Here is a 20332-nt window from a genome sequence, read left to right on the forward strand (position 1 = left end):
TCAGGCTACGCGGACGCGCGCTCGGCCAGCGTACGGCGACGCGACACGATGAGCGCGGCGCCGATCGCCAGCATGACGAGGGCGCCACCGCCGACACCGAACCACACACCGCCATCGCCACCCGTGAGCGGCAGGAGGAAGTTCGCTGCCGACACCTGGGTGTGGTTGAACTCGACGTAGTTCTGCACCGGCGGAACGGTCGAGCTCGGGCCGGCGACGACGACCGTCTGCACCGGGTTCGACGTCGGCAGGTTGAAGCCGGTGGGCGGGGTGATCTCACGCACGTAGTAGTTACCGGGGGTGATGATCGGGATCGCGACGAGGCCGTTCGCCGCGGTCGTCCAGTCCGTGATCCCGTTGATGAGGATCGCGTTCTGCTGCAGGTTCGCGTCGTTCTGGTTCAGGTACACCTGATAGACCGCGCCTGCGAGCTGTGCCCGCGGGCTGCCGTTGCCGGCCGAGTACGCGGAGACCGTCAACTGACCGATCGGCGTCGTACCCGTCACCGTCTCGACCGCGCCGTTGATGTTGCCCGTGGCGCTGTTGACGATGAGTCCGTTGCCGGGGATCGACACGGCTCGCGTCAGCACGTTGAAGGACACGACCCCACCCTGCAGAAGAGTCAGACGAGCGAGTCCCGCCGGGGTGAACGCCAGTGTCGAGGTCGCGGCCGTGTTCGTGACCGTGTAGTCCGTGCCGATGGCGAACGACTGCGCGATGCCGGCGGCACTGGTGACCGTCACGGTCGTGGGCGAGACGCCTGCCGGCGGCGTGGCGACGAACTCCAGGTCGGTCGGGACGTTGTCCACCAGCGTGAAGGTGGTGATCGTGTCGCCCGCCGCCAGCGTGGGGATGCTGGAGGCGATCGCCCAGCGGATCAGGTCGGGGTTTCGCGCCTCAGCGGAGTTCGCCGCGGGCACCACCCTCGTCTTGGTCAGCTCGGTCACCGCGTTCTTCGGGTAGACGTGCACGTCGTAGATCCACTGGTTCGCCGGCGCGCCGGAGGGTCCGGTGGGCAGCGGCAGGGACACGAGGAACGGTGCCGTGGGGTTGGTCGCGTCTGCGGGCAGGACCGTCTCCTGCACGTAGAACAGGCCGATCGGCATGGTCGACGGGAAGGTCGCGGTGCCGTTCGCGGACGAGGGCGCTGAGGTGAACGACGTCGTGGAGAGGCGTGTCGACGCCGTCTGCGGGGTCAGGTTGGTCGCGATGGCCCAGCCCTCGGGTGTGGTGAGGTCCACGCCCGCGACCAGCGTCGCGGTGAAGACCGCCCCCGGAAGGGGGGTGCCCAGGTTGGTGCCGGCAGGGAGCTCCTGACCCGTGCCCGCCTGAGCCCCGTTGCCGGGGCCGAGCGCGAACTTGTGCACGGTGAGACTGCGTGGCTGCGTGGTGTCGATGTTTCCCGGCGAGGTGACGGCCTGCGCGGGTGTGACGGTCACGATCGCCGCGCCGGCGGCCAGAGCCAGCGCGCCGAGAGCGGCGGTGACCCGCCGGAGAGTGGACGAGGACATGGGATTTCTCCATTCGGTGATGAGGTGGTGTGGAACTGTGTGAGGTGAGGGACGGGTACCGGGCGCAAGAGTCATCGGTGTCAGAAGGCACTCCTTCGCGTACGGCGTCGCCCGTGCCAGACGGCGAGGGCAAGTGCGAGGACCAAGACGGCGGATCCGGTGTACAGGTACACGTCGGTTCCGGTGCCGCCGGTCAAGGGCAGCTGGGGAGGGAGCACGGGCGCGTTGACGAATCGGTAGATCGCCGCCTGGCCCGCTGCCGGGGCCGTGACGGTCGCGGACGACACGGGAGTCCATGTCGATCCGACGAGGCGCTCGAGACGCAGCTGTCGGTACGCCAGGGGACGCGCGGGGTCCGCCGCGGCCTCCGTCAGGGTGTAGGAATGCCCGGGCCGCACCTCGAAGGTGCTCGACGGATTTCCCGTCGCGGAGTAGTCGGCACCCAGCCGGCTCTCGGTCGGAACCACTCCGCCACTGATCGCGGCAGGTGTCGCCGTGACCCGGAAGTTCGCGGGCTGGAAGCCGGTCTGCGGACTCTGCACCTGTTTCAGCAGGGTGATGGATGCTGTGGCATTGGTCACCGTGCAGGTCACCGTCGACGACGACGGCGCGACGACGTCTCCTGCCGACGAGACCGCGACCTGCTGACCGGTACCAGTGACGCACTGCCATGCTCCGGTCTGCACGTACACCAGCGACCCGGCCGATTCGCCCAGCCGGTAGGGCAGGCCCGGCGTCACCGGGACGGCCGTCGCCTGAGCGCTCCCGGAACGTCCGCTCGGACCGGGGAGGGCGCCTGTGGGGCCGACGGCCGAGAGCACCCAATCGGTGGGGAGCGCGGACCCGGAGCTGACGATCTTCACCAGGGTCAGCGACGCCGTCGGCCGATTCGTCATGGTGCACGCGACGGTCGACGCCGACTGCACACCGGCGATCGTGCCGCTGACGATCCCGGAGCTCGAGGTCGAGAACGACACCGGGGTCGCGACGCCGTTGACCGTGCACGATCCGGAGACGAATGTGAAGCCCGTACGCTGCACCTCCGAGATGGTGAGCGTCGCGCGCGCCGTGACAGCGCTGAACAGCACCGACCAGACAGCCGTCCCCGCAGCATCCGACTGCTGCTGTGGAGCCTCACTGGGGAGAACCGTCGCGGCCCCGGCTGTGGCCGCGGCGGACACGCCGAGTGTCCAGCCGGCGCTGGGCTGCGTGACGCCGGACACCGGATCCTGGACGAGTTTGGTGACGGTGACGGACGATGCCGCCCGGGGCGAATTGAAGTAGGTGCAGACGACCTGAGCACTCAGCCGGGCGGGTATCGTCACGGAACCCGTCGTGGTCGTGCCGGTGGCGAGCCTGACACCGTCGGCCCAGCACTCGTAGATGGTCGTGTAGATCCCGATCACCGACGTCGAGCCCGTCGCCATCGCCTCGGAGATGGTGACGGAGGTGCCCGTGACGACGGGCACGGGTCCGATCTGCGCGGGTTGCCGACCGACCGCCGAGCCCGTGGTGGTGGCCGTGGCGATGGTGACGGCGCCGTTGCTCGCCGTCAGCTGGAACTGGTCGGCCGTCGCGGCCCGGCCGACGATGTTCTTCTGCACCGTCAGGGTGGACGGCGACGTGCACCCCGCGAGGTCGGTGGAGTCGATGGCCACCCGAGGGGTGTTCGGGACACGGGTCCACGTCGTGGGGTCGAACTCGTACGCCGATGTCGTCGAGGACAGGTAGGCGGTTCCCCGCGGAGTGAAGGCGATGCCGTTGACGCTTCCGAAGGTCGGGCTCGTATCGGTGCCGGCCAACACCTTCGACGTGGATGCTCCGACGGCGAGCGTTCCCCCCGTCCCGGCGGCCAGTGCCGCGGCGGTGACCGTGAAGATCGCGGCGCTGTTGGACGTGTCGCTGGTCGCGCCCAGCACGTACAGGTTTCCCCGGGCGTCGAAGGCGATGTCGCCGTTGCCGTTCGGCGCGGATCCGGTGGGGAACGACCCCAGGAACGCGAACCGGGTGGCGGTGGGGTTCGATTCGGTGAAGCTCCAGAGATAGAACTGCGAGTTGGCGAACTTGCCGAAGACATAGCGCTGGCCCGACAGGTCGACCGCTCCAGCCACGATCGAGCCGGTGATCTCTGTTCCGCCGGCGACCGTGGCGAAGCTCGAGCTGGGGAGGGTCTGGAATCCGCCGCCGGCGCTCCACTTGAGAACGGAGGTGACGTCCGTGCCATCCGAGGACCTGTCGATCGAATAGGCGATCGTGCCCCCCGCACCGATGCCGAGCGCGTTACTGGACGTCGCCGCGGACCACGAACCCACCGTCGTCGTCGTCCCCGAGACGATGTCGCCCTGCACCAGCGCCCCGGCGGGGCTCACCGAGTAGAAGTGGTTGGTGTCGCAGGCGAGCCGCACCGTCTGCGTCGTGTTCGTGAAGGTGCAGACGATCTCGGCGCCCTGGTCGGCCGGTGTCGTGATCGTCCCCGCCGGATTCGCCCCGGCAGCCACGACGGTTCCCCCGCGGACGCACTCGTAGCTGCTTCCGTACGCGAGTCCCGCACCCGATACGGGGGCTTCATGGATCGTGTATGTGGTGTTGGGCTGGACGATGTACCGATTCACCTGAGCGGCCTGGAGACCCGTCGCGGTGCCGGTCGTCGTTGCGGACGCGAGTACCGTCGTGCCGTTGCGGAGCGACAGCGTGAACTGATCCGTCGACGACGCGCGAGACACGATGTTCTTCCGGACGGTGATGGTGGTGGCCGCCGTGACGGCGAGCGTCGCCGTGGTGTCGTCGAGGAGCGGTGTCGTCAGGTCGGCCTGCCCGACCGTGTAACTGCCGACAGAGGTCGACAGCACGTTCACGGTGACGGTGCACGATGTCGTGCCCGCTACCAGGTCCCCGCCGACGGCGGAGACGGTGGACCCGCCCGCCGCGGCCGCGACGGTGAAAGCCGTTCCGGTCGAGTTCGCGCACGTCCCACCCACGGCGGGTGTCGGTGCCACGACGAGACCCGCCGGGAGGCTGTTCGAGAACGACCAGTCGGGCTTGGCGGCTGCTTCGCTGGTGTTCGTGACGGTGTAGGTCAGGGTCGAGACCGTCCCCGCAGGCACCGAGGCCGGCGCGAAAGCGACATCCAGCGCCGGGGTCGCATCGAGCAGCCGCACGTTGTCGATCGCGAAGACGTTCCCGTTCACTGCGCCGGTGCGGTTCGTGACGCGCACACGTGCCGCGGTCGCCTCTGCGGCGGTGAGCAGCACGGCGGTGTCGGCGGTCAGCCGGGCCGCCTTGACGGATGCACCCCACGCGACGTCCACGGGGTTCGTGGTGCTGATCGTGGGCGACGTGTAGAGGTTGCCGGTGAGCGCGCAGGCGTTCAACGCGGACGCCGTCAACTGACGCGGCGTCGTGCCGATGAGCAAGAACATGTCGAGCTGGGCCTGTGTCGAGCCGCACTCGTCCCCGACCATGTCGAGACCCAGGGTGTAGTAGCGCGAGGCGGTCGGAGCGATGCCCGTCGGCGCCGCGGACTCGATCACGATCTGATTCGCTGAGGACGAGATGGTCGCCGCGGTGGTCGCCGCGAGTGCGTGGTTGGCCCGCGTCGTCGCCGAGGATTGATTGACGGCCGTCGTCGCTCCACCCACCACGCCGGCCGACACCTGGCCGAGCACATCCGCCATGCGACGCGTCTGTCGTTGCGGGAGGGTACCCAGGCCCAGCAGCGTCGAGCAGTAGGTGTTGCCCGGGAACACCGCGTCGTAGTTCGTCAGCACACCCGTGCAGTTCGACGTGGACTGCCAGAATGCCGCGGCCGTGTAGCGCGCCGCGCCCGAGGTCGGGTATGTCGCGATGCCCGTCGGCACGTTCGCCTGATTCTGCTCGAATGTCTCGATCGCCAGTTGCGTCGGCGCGTCGGGGACACCGGCGGCGAGGATCCCGAATTCCGCCCTGGCCGAGAATGGTCCCGCGCGGGGCTGCTCCTCCCAGCTGTGCGGGTCGGGCGCCGGCGCGTCGGTCGTCGGACTGGACGCCTCCCCCGCGGGGGTCTCACCGGGCACCGGTGCGGTCGTAGGCACCGGAACGCCCGCGTCGGCCGTGTCCGGGTCATCCGTGGGCAGCGCGGGTGAGGAGCTGTCGCTGGGCTCCGGTGTCGCGGTCTCCGTGGGATCGACGCCTTCCGAGGGCTCTTCGGTCTCCGAGGGCGTCGGCGCCGGTGTTTCGACCGCGGACGTGGTCGTCGGCGTCGGTGAGGGCACCGCTGCCGCCGCCTGCCCGCTCGGGGATCCGAGAAGGCCGCCGATCAGCGCGGCCACCAACGCCGTCGACACGGCGAAACCGCCGCCTCGCACGTGTCTGCGGGCGCGACGAAGAGAGTCCATCGGCATCCTTGTTCAGTGGTCCCCCCGGACCACGGGACGAGACTGCCGGGCGAGGACCGGCCGCATCGAGATCGGGCAAAATCGTCGCCTATGGAGGCAACGCTTTCACGCTATGGCCGATCTGGAGGGCCGTCAACCCGGACAAATGGGGGACAAGGAGACCGCTTTCCGACCAGGATCACCGCACGATCGAGCCCAACCGGGCTGTCAGGACCCGGAGCGACGGGCCCCGCCCGATGCGGGCACGCCACGCGCCGGGTACGACGAAGGGGCCGTGCCCGAAGGCACGACCCCTTGCGAGTAGGAGAACCTACTTGATGATCTTCGTGACCGTGCCGGCGCCGACGGTGCGGCCACCCTCACGGATCGCGTAGCCGAGGCCCTCTTCCATGGCGATGGGCTGGATCAGCTCGACCGTCATGTCGGTGGTGTCGCCGGGCATGACCATCTCGGTGCCCTCGGGCAGCGTGATGACGCCGGTGACGTCCGTGGTGCGGAAGTAGAACTGCGGGCGGTAATTCGTGAAGAACGGGTTGTGACGCCCACCCTCCTCCTTGGACAGGATGTACGCCGTGCCCTCGAAGTTGGTGTGCGGCGTGACCGAACCGGGCTTCACGACGACCTGGCCGCGCTCGACGTCGTCACGCTTGGTGCCACGCAGGAGCAGACCACAGTTCTCGCCGGCCCAGGCCTCGTCGAGCTGCTTGTGGAACATCTCGATACCGGTGACGATCGTCTTCTGCGTCGGGCGCAGACCAACGATCTCGACCTCGGAGTTGATCGACAGGGTGCCACGCTCGGCGCGGCCCGTGACGACCGTGCCACGACCGGTGATCGTGAAGACGTCCTCGACGGGCATGAGGAACGGCTTGTCCTTGTCGCGGATGGGGTCGGGAACCGACGAGTCCACGGCCTCCATGAGCTCGAGGATCTTGTCGACCCACTCGGCGTCGCCTTCGAGAGCCTTCAGGCCCGAGACGCGGACGACGGGGGCGTTGTCGCCGTCGAAGTCCTGGCTCGAGAGGAGCTCGCGGACCTCGAGCTCGACGAGCTCCAGGATCTCTTCGTCATCGACCATGTCGGACTTGTTCAGCGCGACGAGCAGGTAGGGCACGCCGACCTGCTTGGCGAGCAGCACGTGCTCACGCGTCTGAGCCATGGGACCGTCGGTCGCGGCGACCACGAGGATCGCGCCGTCCATCTGGGCGGCACCGGTGATCATGTTCTTGATGTAGTCAGCGTGACCCGGGGCGTCGACGTGCGCGTAGTGGCGCTTCGGCGTCTCGTACTCGACGTGCGAGATGTTGATCGTGATGCCGCGCTGGCGCTCCTCGGGAGCCGAGTCGATCGACGCGAAGTCGCGCTGGACGTTGGTCGCCGACGGGTACTTGTCTGCAAGCACCTTGGAGATCGCTGCGGTGAGCGTGGTCTTGCCGTGGTCGACGTGACCGATCGTTCCGATGTTCACGTGCGGCTTGGTGCGCTCGAACTTGGCCTTAGCCACTGGGTCCTCCTCAGGACGTTCTTGTAGGAGTTCCGGGCACTGGTTTGCGACCGGTTCTCTACGGGGATTGGTTCCTACTTTAGTAGGGAGGGATGGGGTGAAACTGTGAAGTTGTGAATGAGCGGATGCCGCGACCCTGGGGCCGCAGCATCCGACGGACTACTCGCCCTTGGTCTTCTGGACGATCTCATCCGCGACGGCGCGCGGGACCTCGGCGTAGCTGTCGAACTCCATGGAGTAGACGGCGCGGCCGGAGGTCTTCGAGCGGAGGTCGCCGATGTAGCCGAACATCTCGGACAGCGGGACGTTCGCACGGACCACCTTGACGCCGGCGGCATCCTCCATCGACTGGATCTGACCACGGCGGCTGTTGAGGTCGCCGATGACGTCGCCCATGTACTCCTCGGGAGTACGGACCTCGACCGACATGATCGGCTCGAGGATGACGGGGTTCGCCTTACGGACGGCCTCCTTGAAGCCCATGGAACCGGCGATCTTGAACGCCATCTCGGACGAGTCGACGTCGTGCGACGCACCGTCCATGAGGATGGCCTTCACACCCACCATGGGGTAGCCGGCGAGCACGCCGACGTTCATGGCGTCCTGGAAGCCCTGGTCGACCGGCGCGATGTACTCGCGCGGGATGCGACCACCGGAGACCTTGTTCTCGAACTCGTAGGTCTTGTCGGCCGTCACCTCGAGGGGCTCGAGCGCGAACTGGATCTTCGCGAACTGACCCGATCCACCGGTCTGCTTCTTGTGCGTGTAGTCGTGACGGTCGACCGACTTCTTGATGGTCTCGCGGTAGGCGACCTGCGGCTTGCCGACGTTCGCCTCCACGCGGAACTCGCGCTTCATGCGATCGACGAGGATGTCGAGGTGAAGCTCGCCCATGCCCTTGATGACGGTCTGACCGGTGTCGGAGTTCTGCTCGACGCGGAACGTCGGGTCCTCCTCGGCGAGCTTCTGGATCGCAAGACCCAGCTTCTCCTGGTCGGCCTTCGTCTTCGGCTCGATCGCGACCTCGATGACCGGCTCGGGGAACGTCATCGACTCGAGCACGACCTGGTGCTGCGAATCGGAGAGCGTGTCGCCCGTGGTGGTGTCCTTGAGGCCGATGACGGCGTAGATGTGACCGGCGGTGACCGAATCGACCGGGTTCTCCTTGTTGGCGTACATCTGGAAGATCTTCCCGATGCGCTCCTTCTTGGACTTGGTCGAGTTGACGATCTGCGCACCCGAATCCAGGTGGCCGGAGTACACGCGGATGTAGGTCAGGCGACCGAAGAACGGGTGCGTGACGATCTTGAACGCCAGGGCCGTGAACGGCTCCTCGCGGTCGGAGTGGCGCAGGATGACCGTCTCTTCGTTCTTCGGGTCATGAGCCTCGATGGCCGGTACGTCCAGCGGCGACGGAAGGTAGTCCACGACTGCGTCGAGCATCGGCTGCACGCCGCGGTTCTTGAACGCCGAGCCACACAGCACGGGGTAGATCTCCGAATTGACGGTGAGCTTGCGGATCGCAGCCTTGATCTCGGCGACCGTCAGGGGCTCGCCACCGAAGTGCTTCTCGAGCAGCTCTTCGTCGGTCTCGGCGACCGTCTCGAGCAGCATCTCGCGGTACTTCGCGACGACATCGGCCATGTCGGCCGGGATCTCCTGCACGTCGTACTTGGCGCCCATGGTGACATCACCCTTGGAGTCGCCCGCCCAGACCAGCGCTCGCATCTCGACCAGGTCGACGACGCCGACGAAGTCGTTCTCGACGCCGATGGGCAGCTGGATGACCAGCGGCTTGGCCTTGAGCTTGTTGATGATCGTGTCGACGGTGAAGTAGAAGTCCGCGCCGAGCTTGTCCATCTTGTTGACGAAGCAGATACGGGGGACGTTGTACTTGTCGGCCTGACGCCAGACGGTCTCGGACTGGGGCTCGACGCCCTCCTTGCCGTCGAAGACGGCGACGGCACCGTCGAGGACGCGGAGCGAGCGCTCCACCTCGACCGTGAAGTCCACGTGGCCGGGGGTGTCGATGATGTTGATCTGGTTCTTGTCCCAGAAGCAGGTCACTGCAGCAGAGGTGATCGTGATGCCACGTTCCTGCTCCTGCTCCATCCAGTCGGTCGTCGAGGCGCCGTCGTGGGTCTCGCCGATCTTGTGGTTGGTTCCCGTGTAGTACAGGATGCGCTCGGTCGTCGTCGTCTTGCCGGCATCGATGTGAGCCATGATGCCGATGTTGCGGACCTTGGTGAGGTCGGTGAGCACGTCTTGTGCCACGGGGATGTCCTTACTTGTGGTTTTGGTTCAGAGGCGTTCCGTCTCGCCCGCTCGCTCACCGGCCGGGGTCGGTCGGTGAGCGAGCGAAGTCGGAGACGAAGCGGGTTACCAGCGGTAGTGCGCGAAGGCGCGGTTCGACTCGGCCATCTTGTGGGTGTCCTCGCGGCGCTTGACCGCGGCACCCAGACCGTTCGAGGCATCCAGGATCTCGTTCTGGAGACGCTCGATCATCGTCTTCTCGCGACGGCCCTTGGCGTAGCTCACGAGCCAGCGCAGCGCCAGCGTGTTCGCGCGGTGCGGCTTGACTTCGATCGGCACCTGGTAGGTGGAGCCACCGACGCGGCGGCTCTTGACCTCGAGGGTGGGGCGGACGTTGTCGAGCGCCTTTTTGAGGGTGGCGACGGCGTCGCCGCCGTTCTTGGCCTCCACGCCGCGGAGGGCGGTGTAGACGATCGACTCGGCGATGGACTTCTTGCCGTCCACGAGGATCTTGTTCACGAGCTGGCTGACGATCGGAGCACCGTAGACCGGGTCGTTGACGACGGGGCGCTTGGTGACGGGACCTTTACGAGGCATCGGGGTCAGCCCTTCTTCGCGCCGTAGCGGCTGCGAGCCTGCTTACGGTTCTTGACGGCCTGGGTGTCCAGGGCGCCACGGACGATCTTGTAACGCACACCGGGGAGGTCCTTCACGCGACCGCCGCGGACGAGCACGAGCGAGTGCTCCTGCAGGTTGTGGCCCTCGCCGGGAATGTAGGCGGTGACCTCGGCGCCGTTGCGGAGCTTCACACGGGCGACCTTGCGCATCGCCGAGTTCGGCTTCTTGGGCGTGGTCGTGTACACGCGGGTGCAGACACCCGCCTGCTGCGGGTTCGCCTTGAGCGCCGGCGCCTTGGTCTTCGTGACCTTGGGCGAGCGTCCCTTGCGAACCAACTGCTGAATAGTTGGCACGTTCTCTCCTTGTTGTTGCTGCACGGTGACAGCGTTCGTGTTCTCTCCACCGAGGCATCCCGAATCTTTCGATTCGTGACGAACGGGTTCACGTGGATCCACCTGCGCGACAGAATGACCGTCGGGTGTGTGGTGGACATGCCGTGGGGGTTGACCTGTTCGCAGGTCGGTTCCCTGAGATGGTGCGGCAGCTCCCCATGCTGTGCCGAGGCGCAACGCAGGGCGCGCATGAGCGCACACCCTCCCAATGATACGCGTGATCACCCGGGTGGGTCAAACGTGGCCGGTCTCGCGATGATCGCCTGCCGCGAACACCTCAGGTCAGGGGGACGTCCCTGATCAGATGGAGCTCCGCGTCGCCGAGGAGGAAGCTGGTGCCGACGGGCTCGGCCACCCCCGGTGCGGCGTCCTCCTCCGCGCCGTCGTCCCGCAGCAGGACGACGCCGTTCGTCGAGTCCAGGTCGATGATGACCCACTCGTCGCCGCGCAACTCCAGCCGGGCGTGCGTCTTGGACATCGTCCGCGTCTCGTCCGAGATCGGGACGAGCTGAGCGTCGGGGAAGTCGGGATCGGTCGCCGGTCGACGACCGAGGATCAGCACGTCGCTCGTCACCGCGATCGGTGCGCCCAGCGGCGGGCTCAGGTGCCACACCGCGCGACGGCGGACAGCCACGACGGTCTCGTCGAAGACGTCATCGTCGTCGTCGAGCGGAGATTCTTCGACGCGGAACACCGCGTCGTCCGGCAGAGCTGCACCGGTTTGGACGGCCGAGACGGAGGACATCGCGGACACCGGTGCACCCAGCGTGGGGGCCCCTGCAACCGCCGAGACCTCGAAGGACGTGTCGAACGGTTCGTCCGCGAATTCGTCCGGCGCCGGTGCGGCACGACGAGACCGGAGCGGCCCCGCCGAGTACGCCGGCGGAGGCGGCGCGATCTCGGGAGCAGCCCACGCATCCGCATCGGCATACACGGCCGCATCGTCACGACCGAGGCCGCCGACGTCGCGGGTGTCCTCATCGAGGGGATCGAGCCCCACCGCGTTCGAACGACGGGGCAGCGGGGGCTCGTCGGCCAGAGGCGGGACCGGGGGGACCGCCCACCAGTCCAGCGGCGCGGCATCCTCCTCTCGGGACGAGGACGTCGCCGAAGGCGCAGGGGCAGGCGACGCGGTCGGCGCCGCAGTCGGCGCAGGCGTCGGCACGAAGGCAGGAGGCTGAGCGACGGTCGCGGTGGGGTGAGAAAGCTCGTCTGCGGAGACGGCGGACGAACGGCGGGGCGCGGGAGCCGAGTCGACGCTCGGCGCCCAGGCCGGAGCGACGGGACGGCGGGTGTCGTCGGTCCTGCCGGTCGACGACGGGCTCGTGTGAGGCAGCGGTGGGCGAGGCGGCAGTGGTGGAACGGACGACGCGTCGGCGGAACCGGACGTGGTAGACGCCCTGGTCGGCGCGTCTCCGCTCACCGCCGGGTGGTAGGCCGCCGGCGCTCTCTGCCCGTGGTCACCGCCCTCGCCTCTGCGCATCGGTCCTGCGGCGGCCGTGGGCGCTCCCACCCATCGCGCGGAACCCCATCCGAGGATGCTCGACCAGACCGGGAGCAGCAGGGCGGCGAGGACGGTCATGCCCACGCCGTAGCGGAAAGCGAGATTGATGCGGTGGTAGGCGATGATCAGGAGGACCAGCAGACCGATGTTCGCCAGCGGCACGAGGCCGAGCAGGACGAACCAGCCGGAGAACCCTCCCAGCTGCAGCAGCGTGGCGACGTTCAGGAACGGCACCCAGGCCTTCCAGCCTTCCTCGCCGGCCTTGCGGAACAGTGCGTGCAGGCTGGCGGCGGTCCAGACGTAGACGGCCAGCCAGAGGAAGACTCCGATGATCACGGGGGAAAGGTCACTCATGTACGCGGGCGTGTCCGATGCGGAACGCGCCCCCTCCTCTCGGCGATCTCGGGCCAGATCAGAATACTCGACACGGTGCCGTCGACGTCGAGGGCCGACGAAGGCCCCTCAGCGGGGTGGAGAACCGGCGTCCCCGGAGTCTCGCGGGTCGAAGGGAGCGTCCAGCGATCGGGTGAGTTCGTCGAGCATCGCCTCGATCTGCGGCTCGACGTATTGCGCGATGGCCGCCTGGATGCGCAGACGATGGTGGAGCAGGATCGCGCAGACTTCCCGCCCGATCATGTTCGCGTAATCGTCGGCGAGACCGACCTCTTGGCGCAATGCCGCCTTCGCCGCAGGGGTGAGCGGCGGCAGTGCCGGGACATCCGCGGCCGCCTCCTCGGCGAGCTCCGAGATCGTGAAGAGGAAGGGCGCGCCGGGGACCGGCTCGGGGTCGAGCGGGAGACCCTCGAACTCCGGCTCAAGGCCCTCCGCCGGGCGATAGCTGCGTGCGCGGTTGCGCTCCGACTGCTGATCGAGCTCGGTCTGCAGCATCGGAAGGTTCCGAGCCGTGTACTCGGCGACCGAGTGATCGACGATGGTCTTGATGCGCGTGGAAAGTCCGTGCTGCACGCCGTGCGGCACGTCGGCGCCGAGTCCCGCTGCCGACAGCACGGGCGAACCGAAGCAACGCCGACAGGGAGCGATCCGTCCACGGTGTGTCGCGGGCTCCCAGCGGGGTAGCCAGCGCAACCAGACATCCACCGCCTGGCTCACCTGAGTCTCGAGCGAACGCTCCACGTGCTCCACCGTACTGCGCTGCATCCGGGAATCGCCGGTTCACCGGCGATGATTCCGCGGGAAGGGGATGTCGTGACTACTCGTCGCCGTTCTCCCACGGCCAATGGGGGCGTGCGGTCCGCGGTCGGACGAGCGCGACACCGCCTGCGGCGCAGACCAGGCCGGTGACCGCGACGACCATTCCGAACCAAGACGTCGCCACGCCACCGACGGCTGACACCGCCTGGACGAGGCCGGCGTCGCCGACCAGCGCGCCGAAGCCGAGACCCACCAGATAGAACAGGAACGACGCGATCGCCACCGGCAGTGCGACGACGTAGGACGGGTGGACGCTGCGGATGCCGAGCCACAGGGAACCCGCGAATCCCCCAGCGGCGCACACGAGCGCGAACACCCCCGGGATGGGTCCAAGCCCTTCGACCGCGATGACGTCGGAGTCGGTGATGAGACTCGTCATCCCGAACCCGAAGATCGCGAGTGCGAAGAAGCCGACGAGCGAGAAGACGAGCGCCATGCCCGGGCGGACGGGAACGCCCGACGGCTCGGGCATTCCCGACATCTCAGGCGCGGACGAGCTGCGGGCCGGCTTCGAGCGTGCGCTCGTATTCGCGCTGCGCCTCGATGTTCAGCTCGGTCACCTTCCGCCCACGGGCGGCGACCCATGCGCCGAACCAGATCGTGATCTCACGGCCCAGCACGAAGGCGACGATCGCGAGAGGAGCGAGCAGCTGGCTCTCGATGAGCTCCTGTCCTGCGGTGGCCGTCAGCATCCAGAACGGCGCCTGGAAGAGCTGGCCGAGGATGTGACCGCCGTAGCTCGCTGCCCCGACGAGCAGGCCGAAGATCACCCAGATGCCCCACCGACCGCGGTTGATGATCGCACCGAGCAGCCAGAAGGAGATGTAGAAGACGACGACGGGAACCCAGAAGGCCCAGGTCCCGAAAGTGGACACCACGGTCTCGCCGACGTTCTGCGCCGTCACGGTGCCGTCGAGGGTGCCGAGCGCCAGCCACGCACCGAGGTAGAGGATCGCGAAGACGACGGCGGCGAGGAGACCGATCGCTCCTGCCGCGGCGCGGTTCCCGCGTGGACGCGGCATCTCCGGCGCCTGCACGAAGATCGGCTGCGGGGCCGGGGCGGCGACCGCCGCCGGCGCCGCGACGGCGGCAGACGTGATGTAGGCGGATTCGTCGAAAGAGAGGTCGCCCGAGTCGGACGCGGGCGTCACCACCGTGTCCGCGTCGTCGCGCGCACGGTCGGTGACGGGGACGGCCACGATCGGCTCCGCCGACTCGACGGGCTCGACCGGAGTGGCGAAGGCGGGCTGGGCAACGTCGCGCGAAGAGTCGCGCGCGGAGTGGTCGTGGGGGGACGTGGAATCGCCGTCCACGAGGGCGTCGGCGACAGGCTCCGATGCGGATGCGTCGGAGAACCGCACCTTGTCGTCGCCGGGAGTCTCGTCGACCGCGCTGCGCGCGGCCTCTGCGTCTGCCAGGCCCGCGTGCGCACTCCCCACGACGTCGTCGACATGCGTGGTGTCGTCGACCGGTGTCGTGTCTTCGACCGGTTCGCCGTACGTCGACTTGTGGTCACTCATCGGAAGCACTCCTCACGCGAGGGACGTCCCCGCATACGGAGGCTAGCGCGCACCCTCTGCGGGGCCCCGCAGGCATGCCGTCGTGTGTCGCATCCGCGGGGAAGATGGTCGCCGCCGCTATCGTGGGCGCATGACACGACGGCGCCGTCACACCGTACTCCTCGCAGCATCCGTCGTCGCGCTGAGCGCCATGCTGGCCGCCTGCGCTCCCGCGGACGGCGAGGCGACACCCGCGACGTCCGCACCGTCCCGCACAGACGGCGCCACACCCGGAGCCTCGCCGGGCGTTTCCGGGTCGCCCACCGGCAGCCCCTCCCCCGCGCCGACCTCCACGAGCGCTCCGGTCGCCATTCCCGTGGACTGCGAAGCGATGCTCTCCGATGCGGTCCGCGCGCAGCTCGCCGGCACCCCGCTGAACGACCCCGCGCTCGGCGTGCCCACCGGCGTGCAGGCCGACGGCAGCCTCGAGTGCGCCTGGCGCGATCCCCGCGCCGACACGACCGGCCTGTTCACCACCATCTCGCGGATGAACCGCGGACCGGCGTTGGACATGCTGAACGACCTCGCCGACACCGAGGGCTTCAACTGCTACACGCCCGACATGGGCACGCGGTGCGAGAAGACCTGGCAGAACATGCAGTATCCCGTCACCGACGGGCGGACGCTCTACTGGCGCGACGGTGTCCTCATCGACACGATGTACTCCAACCTCGCACCGTCCGGGTACACCGACAGCATCATCGCGTCGATCTGGGGCTGAGCTTCACCCCCAGATGAAATCGCGGACACGGGCCGTGTACCCCACCGGATGCCAGGCCGACTCGACGCTCGAGATCCACAGGTCGTCCCGCACGAGGTGCTCCTCGACGACATCGCCCGACGCGCGGATGCAGAGGAGTCCGGCATGGGTGTCGCAGGTGAATCCGGAGGCCGTGAGTGCGGCCTGTGCGACGTCGGCGGAGCCGCCCGCCACGGCCGCGACCGTCGTGGAGATCGACCTGCCGCCGGGCGCGTTCCAGACGCACGTGACCCGGACGTCGGGCGCCAGCGCCGCGGTCAGAGGTGCATCCCCCGCGGGCGGCCCGGTCGTCTGCTCGAGCAGCACGTCCGGCGTCCACGTGAGCTCCGACCACAGGCTGTCGGGGTAGAGCGACCGGCACCCCGACGTCGTCGCCGACGCGAACGCCTGCGGCGACCCGGGGGTGGCGCTGGGCTCGGTGTACGTGGACGCGGTGCGCAGGGAATCACCGACCCACGTCGCAGCGACGGGGATCATGGGTGCCGAGAGCACCACCAGCGCACCCACGACAGCGGTGCACAGCACGCCGACCGGTATCGCGATCCACAGATTGCGCCCGCCTATGCGTGCCACGTTCCACCTCCCCCGCCCTCCTCCACGCTAATCGTCAGGCTGCCACGCCCCGGCTCGGCACGCGGGGACGACGAAGGGCCCCGGCGTGAACCGGGGCCCTTCGAGGAGGAGCGGATGCCTCATCCGTGCGCAGTGCGCAGGGACGAGGCATCCGATCGATCAGTTGTACGTGCCGGGCGTGAAGTCGTCCGTCGAGAAGCTGTCGAAATCGACGTAGCTCAGGTCGGCGTCGCTGTACGCGCCGTCCGAAGCGAAGATGCGGTTGGGGTACCGCTCGCTCTTCGCCTCTTCCGTCGCCTCGACGATGACGTCGCGGTACTTCGCGAGTCCCGTTCCGGCGGGGATGAGCTTTCCGATGATGACGTTCTCCTTGAGGCCGACGAGCGGGTCGCTCTTGCCCTCCATCGCCGCCTGGGTGAGCACGCGGGTCGTCTCCTGGAAGGAGGCGGCCGACAGCCACGATTCGGTCGCGAGCGACGCCTTCGTGATACCCATCAGCTCGGGACGACCCGACGCGGGACGCTTGCCCTCGGCCACGGCCTCGCGGTTGATCTGCTGGTACTTCTTGAAGTCCACCAGCTCACCCGGAAGCAGGTCGGTGCCGGCGTGGTCGACGACCGTGACCTTGCGCAACATCTGACGCACGATGACCTCGATGTGCTTGTCGTGGATCGGCACACCCTGCGACCGGTAGACGCCCTGAACGCCGTTCACGAGGTAACGCTGCACCTCGCGGGCGCCCATGACACGCATGACCTCCTTGGGGTCGAGCGTGCCGACCTGCAGGGGCTGACCGACCGTGACGTGCTGGCCGTCTTCGACCAGCAGCGTCGCGCGCTTGAGCACGGGGTAGACGTGCGGCTCCTCACCGTTGTCGGGCGTGAGGATGACCTTCTTGGCGCGGTCGGTCTCGTCGATCGTGATACGACCGTCGGAGTCGGCGATCGGGGACGCACCCTTGGGGGTGCGCGCCTCGAACAGCTCCTGCACGCGGGGAAGACCCTGCGTGATGTCGTCGGCCGACGCGGAACCACCGGTGTGGAAGGTACGCATCGTCAGCTGGGTGCCGGGCTCGCCGATCGACTGGGCGGCGATGATGCCGACCGCTTCGCCGATGTCGACGATCTTGCCGGTCGCGAGCGAACGGCCGTAGCACTGCGCGCAGACACCGACAGCCGACTCGCACGTGAGCACCGAGCGCACCTTGATGGTCTCGACACCCGCCCCGACCAGCTTGTTGATGAGGATGTCGCCCACGTCGTCGCCGGCCACCGCCAGGACCGTGCCGTCGGGACCGGTGACCTCGGACGCGAGCGTCCGGGCGAACACCGAGTTCTCGACGTTGGGGTCCTTGACCAGGGCGCCGTCGGCACCCGCGGTCGCGATCGGCAGCTCGAGGCCCTTGTTCGTGCCGCAGTCCTCTTCACGGATGATGACATCCTGCGAGACGTCGACCAGACGACGCGTGAGGTACCCCGAGTCTGCGGTACGCAGAGCCGTGTCGGCCAGACCCTTGCGGGCACCGTGCGTCGCGATGAAGTACTCCGCCACCGACAGACCCTCGCGGTACGAGGAGATGATCGGACGGGGGATGATCTCACCCTTGGGGTTGTTCACCAGGCCGCGCATACCCGCGATGTTGCGGATCTGCAGCCAGTTACCACGAGCACCGGAGGACACCATGCGGTTGATGGTGTTGTCTTCCGGGAAGTTGGCCCGCATCGCGACCTGCACCTCGTCGGTGGCCTCTGTCCAGATCTTGATGAGCTCCTGACGACGCTCGGCGTCGGTGGTGAGTCCCTTCTCGAACTGCGACTGGACTTTGGCTGCGCGCTTCTCGTGACGACCGACGATCTCGCCCTTGTTGGGGGGCGTGAGGATGTCGGACAGCGCCACGGTGACACCCGAACGGGTGGCCCAGTAGAAGCCGGCGTCCTTGATCCGGTCGAGGGAGGCCGCGACCTCCACCTTCGGGTACTCCTCCGCCAGCTTGTTCACGATCTGCGAGAGCTTGCCCTTGTCGGCCGGTTCGCGGACGAACGGGTAGCCCTTGGGCAGGGTGTCGTTGAAGATCGCCTGACCCAGCGACGTCTCGACGAGGCCGTTGCGCTCGTACGCCGCGATGGACTCGGGGGTGTCACCCTCGGCCTCGAGGAACGTCAGACCCGGGATGCGGATGCGCGCCTTGGCCTGCAGGTCGAGAGTTCCCTCGTCCTTGGCCAGGATCGCCTCGCCCACCGAACCGAACGCGCGGCCTTCGCCGATCGCCCCCTCCTTGAGGGTGGTCAGGTGGTGCAGGCCGATGATCATGTCCTGCGACGGCAGGGTGACCGGACGACCGTCCGACGGCTTCAGGATGTTGTTCGACGCGAGCATCAGGATGCGCGCCTCGGCCTGGGCCTCGACCGACAGCGGCAGGTGGACAGCCATCTGGTCGCCGTCGAAGTCCGCGTTGAACGCGGTGCAGACGAGCGGGTGCAGCTGGATGGCCTTGCCCTCGACGAGCTGGGGCTCGAAAGCCTGGATGCCGAGACGGTGCAGGGTCGGTGCGCGGTTCAGCAGCACGGGGCGCTCGCGGATGATCTCCTCGAGCACGTCCCACACCTCGGGGCGCGCGCGCTCGACGGAGCGCTTGGCCGCCTTGATGTTCTGCGAGTGGCCGAGGTCGATCAGGCGCTTGATGACGAACGGCTTGAAGAGCTCGAGCGCCATCTGCTTGGGCAGACCGCACTGGTGCAGCTTGAGCTGGGGTCCGACGATGATGACCGAACGACCCGAGTAGTCCACGCGCTTGCCGAGCAGGTTCTGGCGGAACCGGCCCTGCTTGCCCTTCAGCATGTCGCTGAGGGACTTCAGCGCCCGGTTGCCGGTACCCGTGACGGGACGACCGCGGCGGCCGTTGTCGAACAGTGCGTCGACGGCCTCCTGCAGCATCCGCTTCTCGTTGTTGACGATGATCTCGGGGGCGCCGAGATCGATCAGACGACGGAGGCGGTTGTTGCGGTTGATCACGCGACGGTAGAGGTCGTTCAGGTCGGAGGTCGCGAAGCGGCCACCGTCGAGCTGCACCATCGGGCGCAGCTCCGGCGGGATCACCGGGACGACGTCGAGCACCATCGAGGCGGGGCTCATGCCGGTCTGCAGGAACGAGTTGACGACCTTGAGGCGCTTGATCGCGCGGATCTTGCGCTGGCCCTTGCCCTCGGAGATCTGCAGGTGCAGGTCTTCGGACTCCTGTGCGAGGTCGAACGCGAGCAGACGACGCTTGATCGACTCGGCGCCCATGTGGGCCTCGAAGTACTGACCGAAGCGGTCCTGCAGCTCGTGGAAGATCTCGTCTTCGCCCTTGAGGTCGCCGACGGAGAGGGTGCGGAAGTCTTCCCACACCTTCTCGAGGCGGGTGACCTGGTCATCCGCGGTCTTGCGGATCGAGGCCATCTCCTTCTCGGCGGCGTCCTTGACCTTCTTCTTCTGGTCGGCCTTGGCGCCCTCCTCCTCGAGCGCCGCGAGCTCCTCCTCCAGCTTCTGGAGTCGGGTCGCGATGCGCGAGTCACGGCGGTCGGCGAGGGTCTTCAGCTCGAGCCGGATGTTGCTCTCCTGCGTGGGGAGGTCGCGGTGACGCGCCTCCTCATCGACGGAGATCACCATGTAGGCGGCGAAGTAGATGACCTTCTCGAGGTCCTTCGGCGCCATGTCCAGCAGGTAGCCGAGGCGCGAGGGCACGCCCTTGAAGTACCAGATGTGGGTGACGGGTGCGGCGAGCTCGATGTGGCCCATGCGCTCACGGCGGACGGAGGACTTGGTGACCTCCACGCCGCAGCGCTCGCAGACGATGCCCTTGAAGCGGACGCGCTTGTACTTGCCGCACGCGCACTCCCAGTCACGGCTGGGTCCGAAGATCTGCTCTCCGAAGAGGCCGTCCTTCTCGGGCTTCAGCGTGCGGTAGTTGATGGTTTCGGGCTTCTTGACCTCACCGAACGACCAACGACGGATGTCGTCGGCAGTGGCGAGGCCAATGCGAAGCTGGTCGAAAGTGGTTGATTCGAGCACTGGTTCTCCTGTGTCGGAATTCT

At 67.8% G+C, this 20332-nt stretch carries 13 protein-coding genes; 1 reads left to right on the plus strand and 12 read right to left on the minus strand.

Annotation, left to right across the window (positions count from 1 at the left end):
• Positions 1-5 precede the first annotated feature (5 nt).
• The 10 genes from ACFXOO_RS13155 to ACFXOO_RS13200 form a co-directional block, all read right to left on the minus strand.
• Positions 6-1511 (minus strand): SpaH/EbpB family LPXTG-anchored major pilin, encoded by a 1506-nt coding sequence (locus ACFXOO_RS13155; RefSeq protein ID WP_394563821.1) that lies wholly within the window; start codon positions 1509-1511, stop codon positions 6-8.
• A gap of 80 nt (positions 1512-1591) precedes the next feature.
• Entirely contained in the window at positions 1592-5884 is a 4293-nt protein-coding gene (locus ACFXOO_RS13160) for a hypothetical protein (RefSeq protein WP_394563822.1), read from the minus strand.
• A 310-nt stretch (positions 5885-6194) separates the two neighbouring features.
• Positions 6195-7388 (minus strand): elongation factor Tu, encoded by a 1194-nt coding sequence (gene tuf, locus ACFXOO_RS13165; RefSeq protein ID WP_378841561.1) that lies wholly within the window; start codon positions 7386-7388, stop codon positions 6195-6197.
• A 159-nt stretch (positions 7389-7547) separates the two neighbouring features.
• Positions 7548-9662, minus strand: coding sequence for an elongation factor G (gene fusA / locus ACFXOO_RS13170; RefSeq protein ID WP_378841562.1), 2115 nt, complete (start codon positions 9660-9662; stop codon positions 7548-7550).
• 105 nt (positions 9663-9767) lie between these two features.
• Positions 9768-10238 (minus strand): 30S ribosomal protein S7, encoded by a 471-nt coding sequence (gene rpsG / locus ACFXOO_RS13175; protein WP_378841564.1) that lies wholly within the window; start codon positions 10236-10238, stop codon positions 9768-9770.
• Positions 10239-10243: 5 nt separating this feature from the next.
• Positions 10244-10612, minus strand: a complete 369-nt coding sequence (gene rpsL / locus ACFXOO_RS13180) for a 30S ribosomal protein S12 (protein WP_378841566.1) — start codon at positions 10610-10612, stop codon at positions 10244-10246.
• Positions 10613-10928: 316 nt separating this feature from the next.
• A complete protein-coding gene (locus tag ACFXOO_RS13185) occupies positions 10929-12509 on the minus strand; it encodes a DUF5684 domain-containing protein (protein WP_394563823.1) in 1581 nt (526 codons plus the stop codon).
• Between the two features lie 108 nt (positions 12510-12617).
• Entirely contained in the window at positions 12618-13289 is a 672-nt protein-coding gene (locus ACFXOO_RS13190) for a spermidine/putrescine ABC transporter substrate-binding protein (protein WP_378841724.1), read from the minus strand.
• 76 nt (positions 13290-13365) lie between these two features.
• Complete coding sequence (locus ACFXOO_RS13195) at positions 13366-13839, minus strand: hypothetical protein (RefSeq protein ID WP_394563824.1); 474 nt, start codon at positions 13837-13839, stop codon at positions 13366-13368.
• 10 nt (positions 13840-13849) lie between these two features.
• Positions 13850-14887, minus strand: coding sequence for an ABC transporter (locus ACFXOO_RS13200; protein WP_378854397.1), 1038 nt, complete (start codon positions 14885-14887; stop codon positions 13850-13852).
• A 130-nt stretch (positions 14888-15017) separates the two neighbouring features.
• Here ACFXOO_RS13200 and ACFXOO_RS13205 point away from each other — a divergent pair, with 130 nt between their 5' ends.
• Entirely contained in the window at positions 15018-15647 is a 630-nt protein-coding gene (locus tag ACFXOO_RS13205; protein WP_394563825.1) for a hypothetical protein, read from the plus strand.
• A gap of 3 nt (positions 15648-15650) precedes the next feature.
• Here ACFXOO_RS13205 and ACFXOO_RS13210 read toward each other — a convergent pair whose 3' ends face one another.
• Both ACFXOO_RS13210 and rpoC read right to left on the minus strand, forming a co-directional pair.
• On the minus strand, positions 15651-16259 hold the full coding sequence (locus tag ACFXOO_RS13210) for a hypothetical protein (RefSeq protein ID WP_378841576.1): 609 nt from the start codon (positions 16257-16259) through the stop codon (positions 15651-15653).
• A 159-nt stretch (positions 16260-16418) separates the two neighbouring features.
• On the minus strand, positions 16419-20309 hold the full coding sequence (gene rpoC / locus ACFXOO_RS13215) for a DNA-directed RNA polymerase subunit beta' (RefSeq protein ID WP_394563826.1): 3891 nt from the start codon (positions 20307-20309) through the stop codon (positions 16419-16421).
• Between the last annotated feature and the right edge of the window lie 23 nt (positions 20310-20332).

Source organism: Microbacterium sp. P03 (genome assembly GCF_043556235.1).
Lineage (GTDB): Bacteria > Actinomycetota > Actinomycetes > Actinomycetales > Microbacteriaceae > Microbacterium.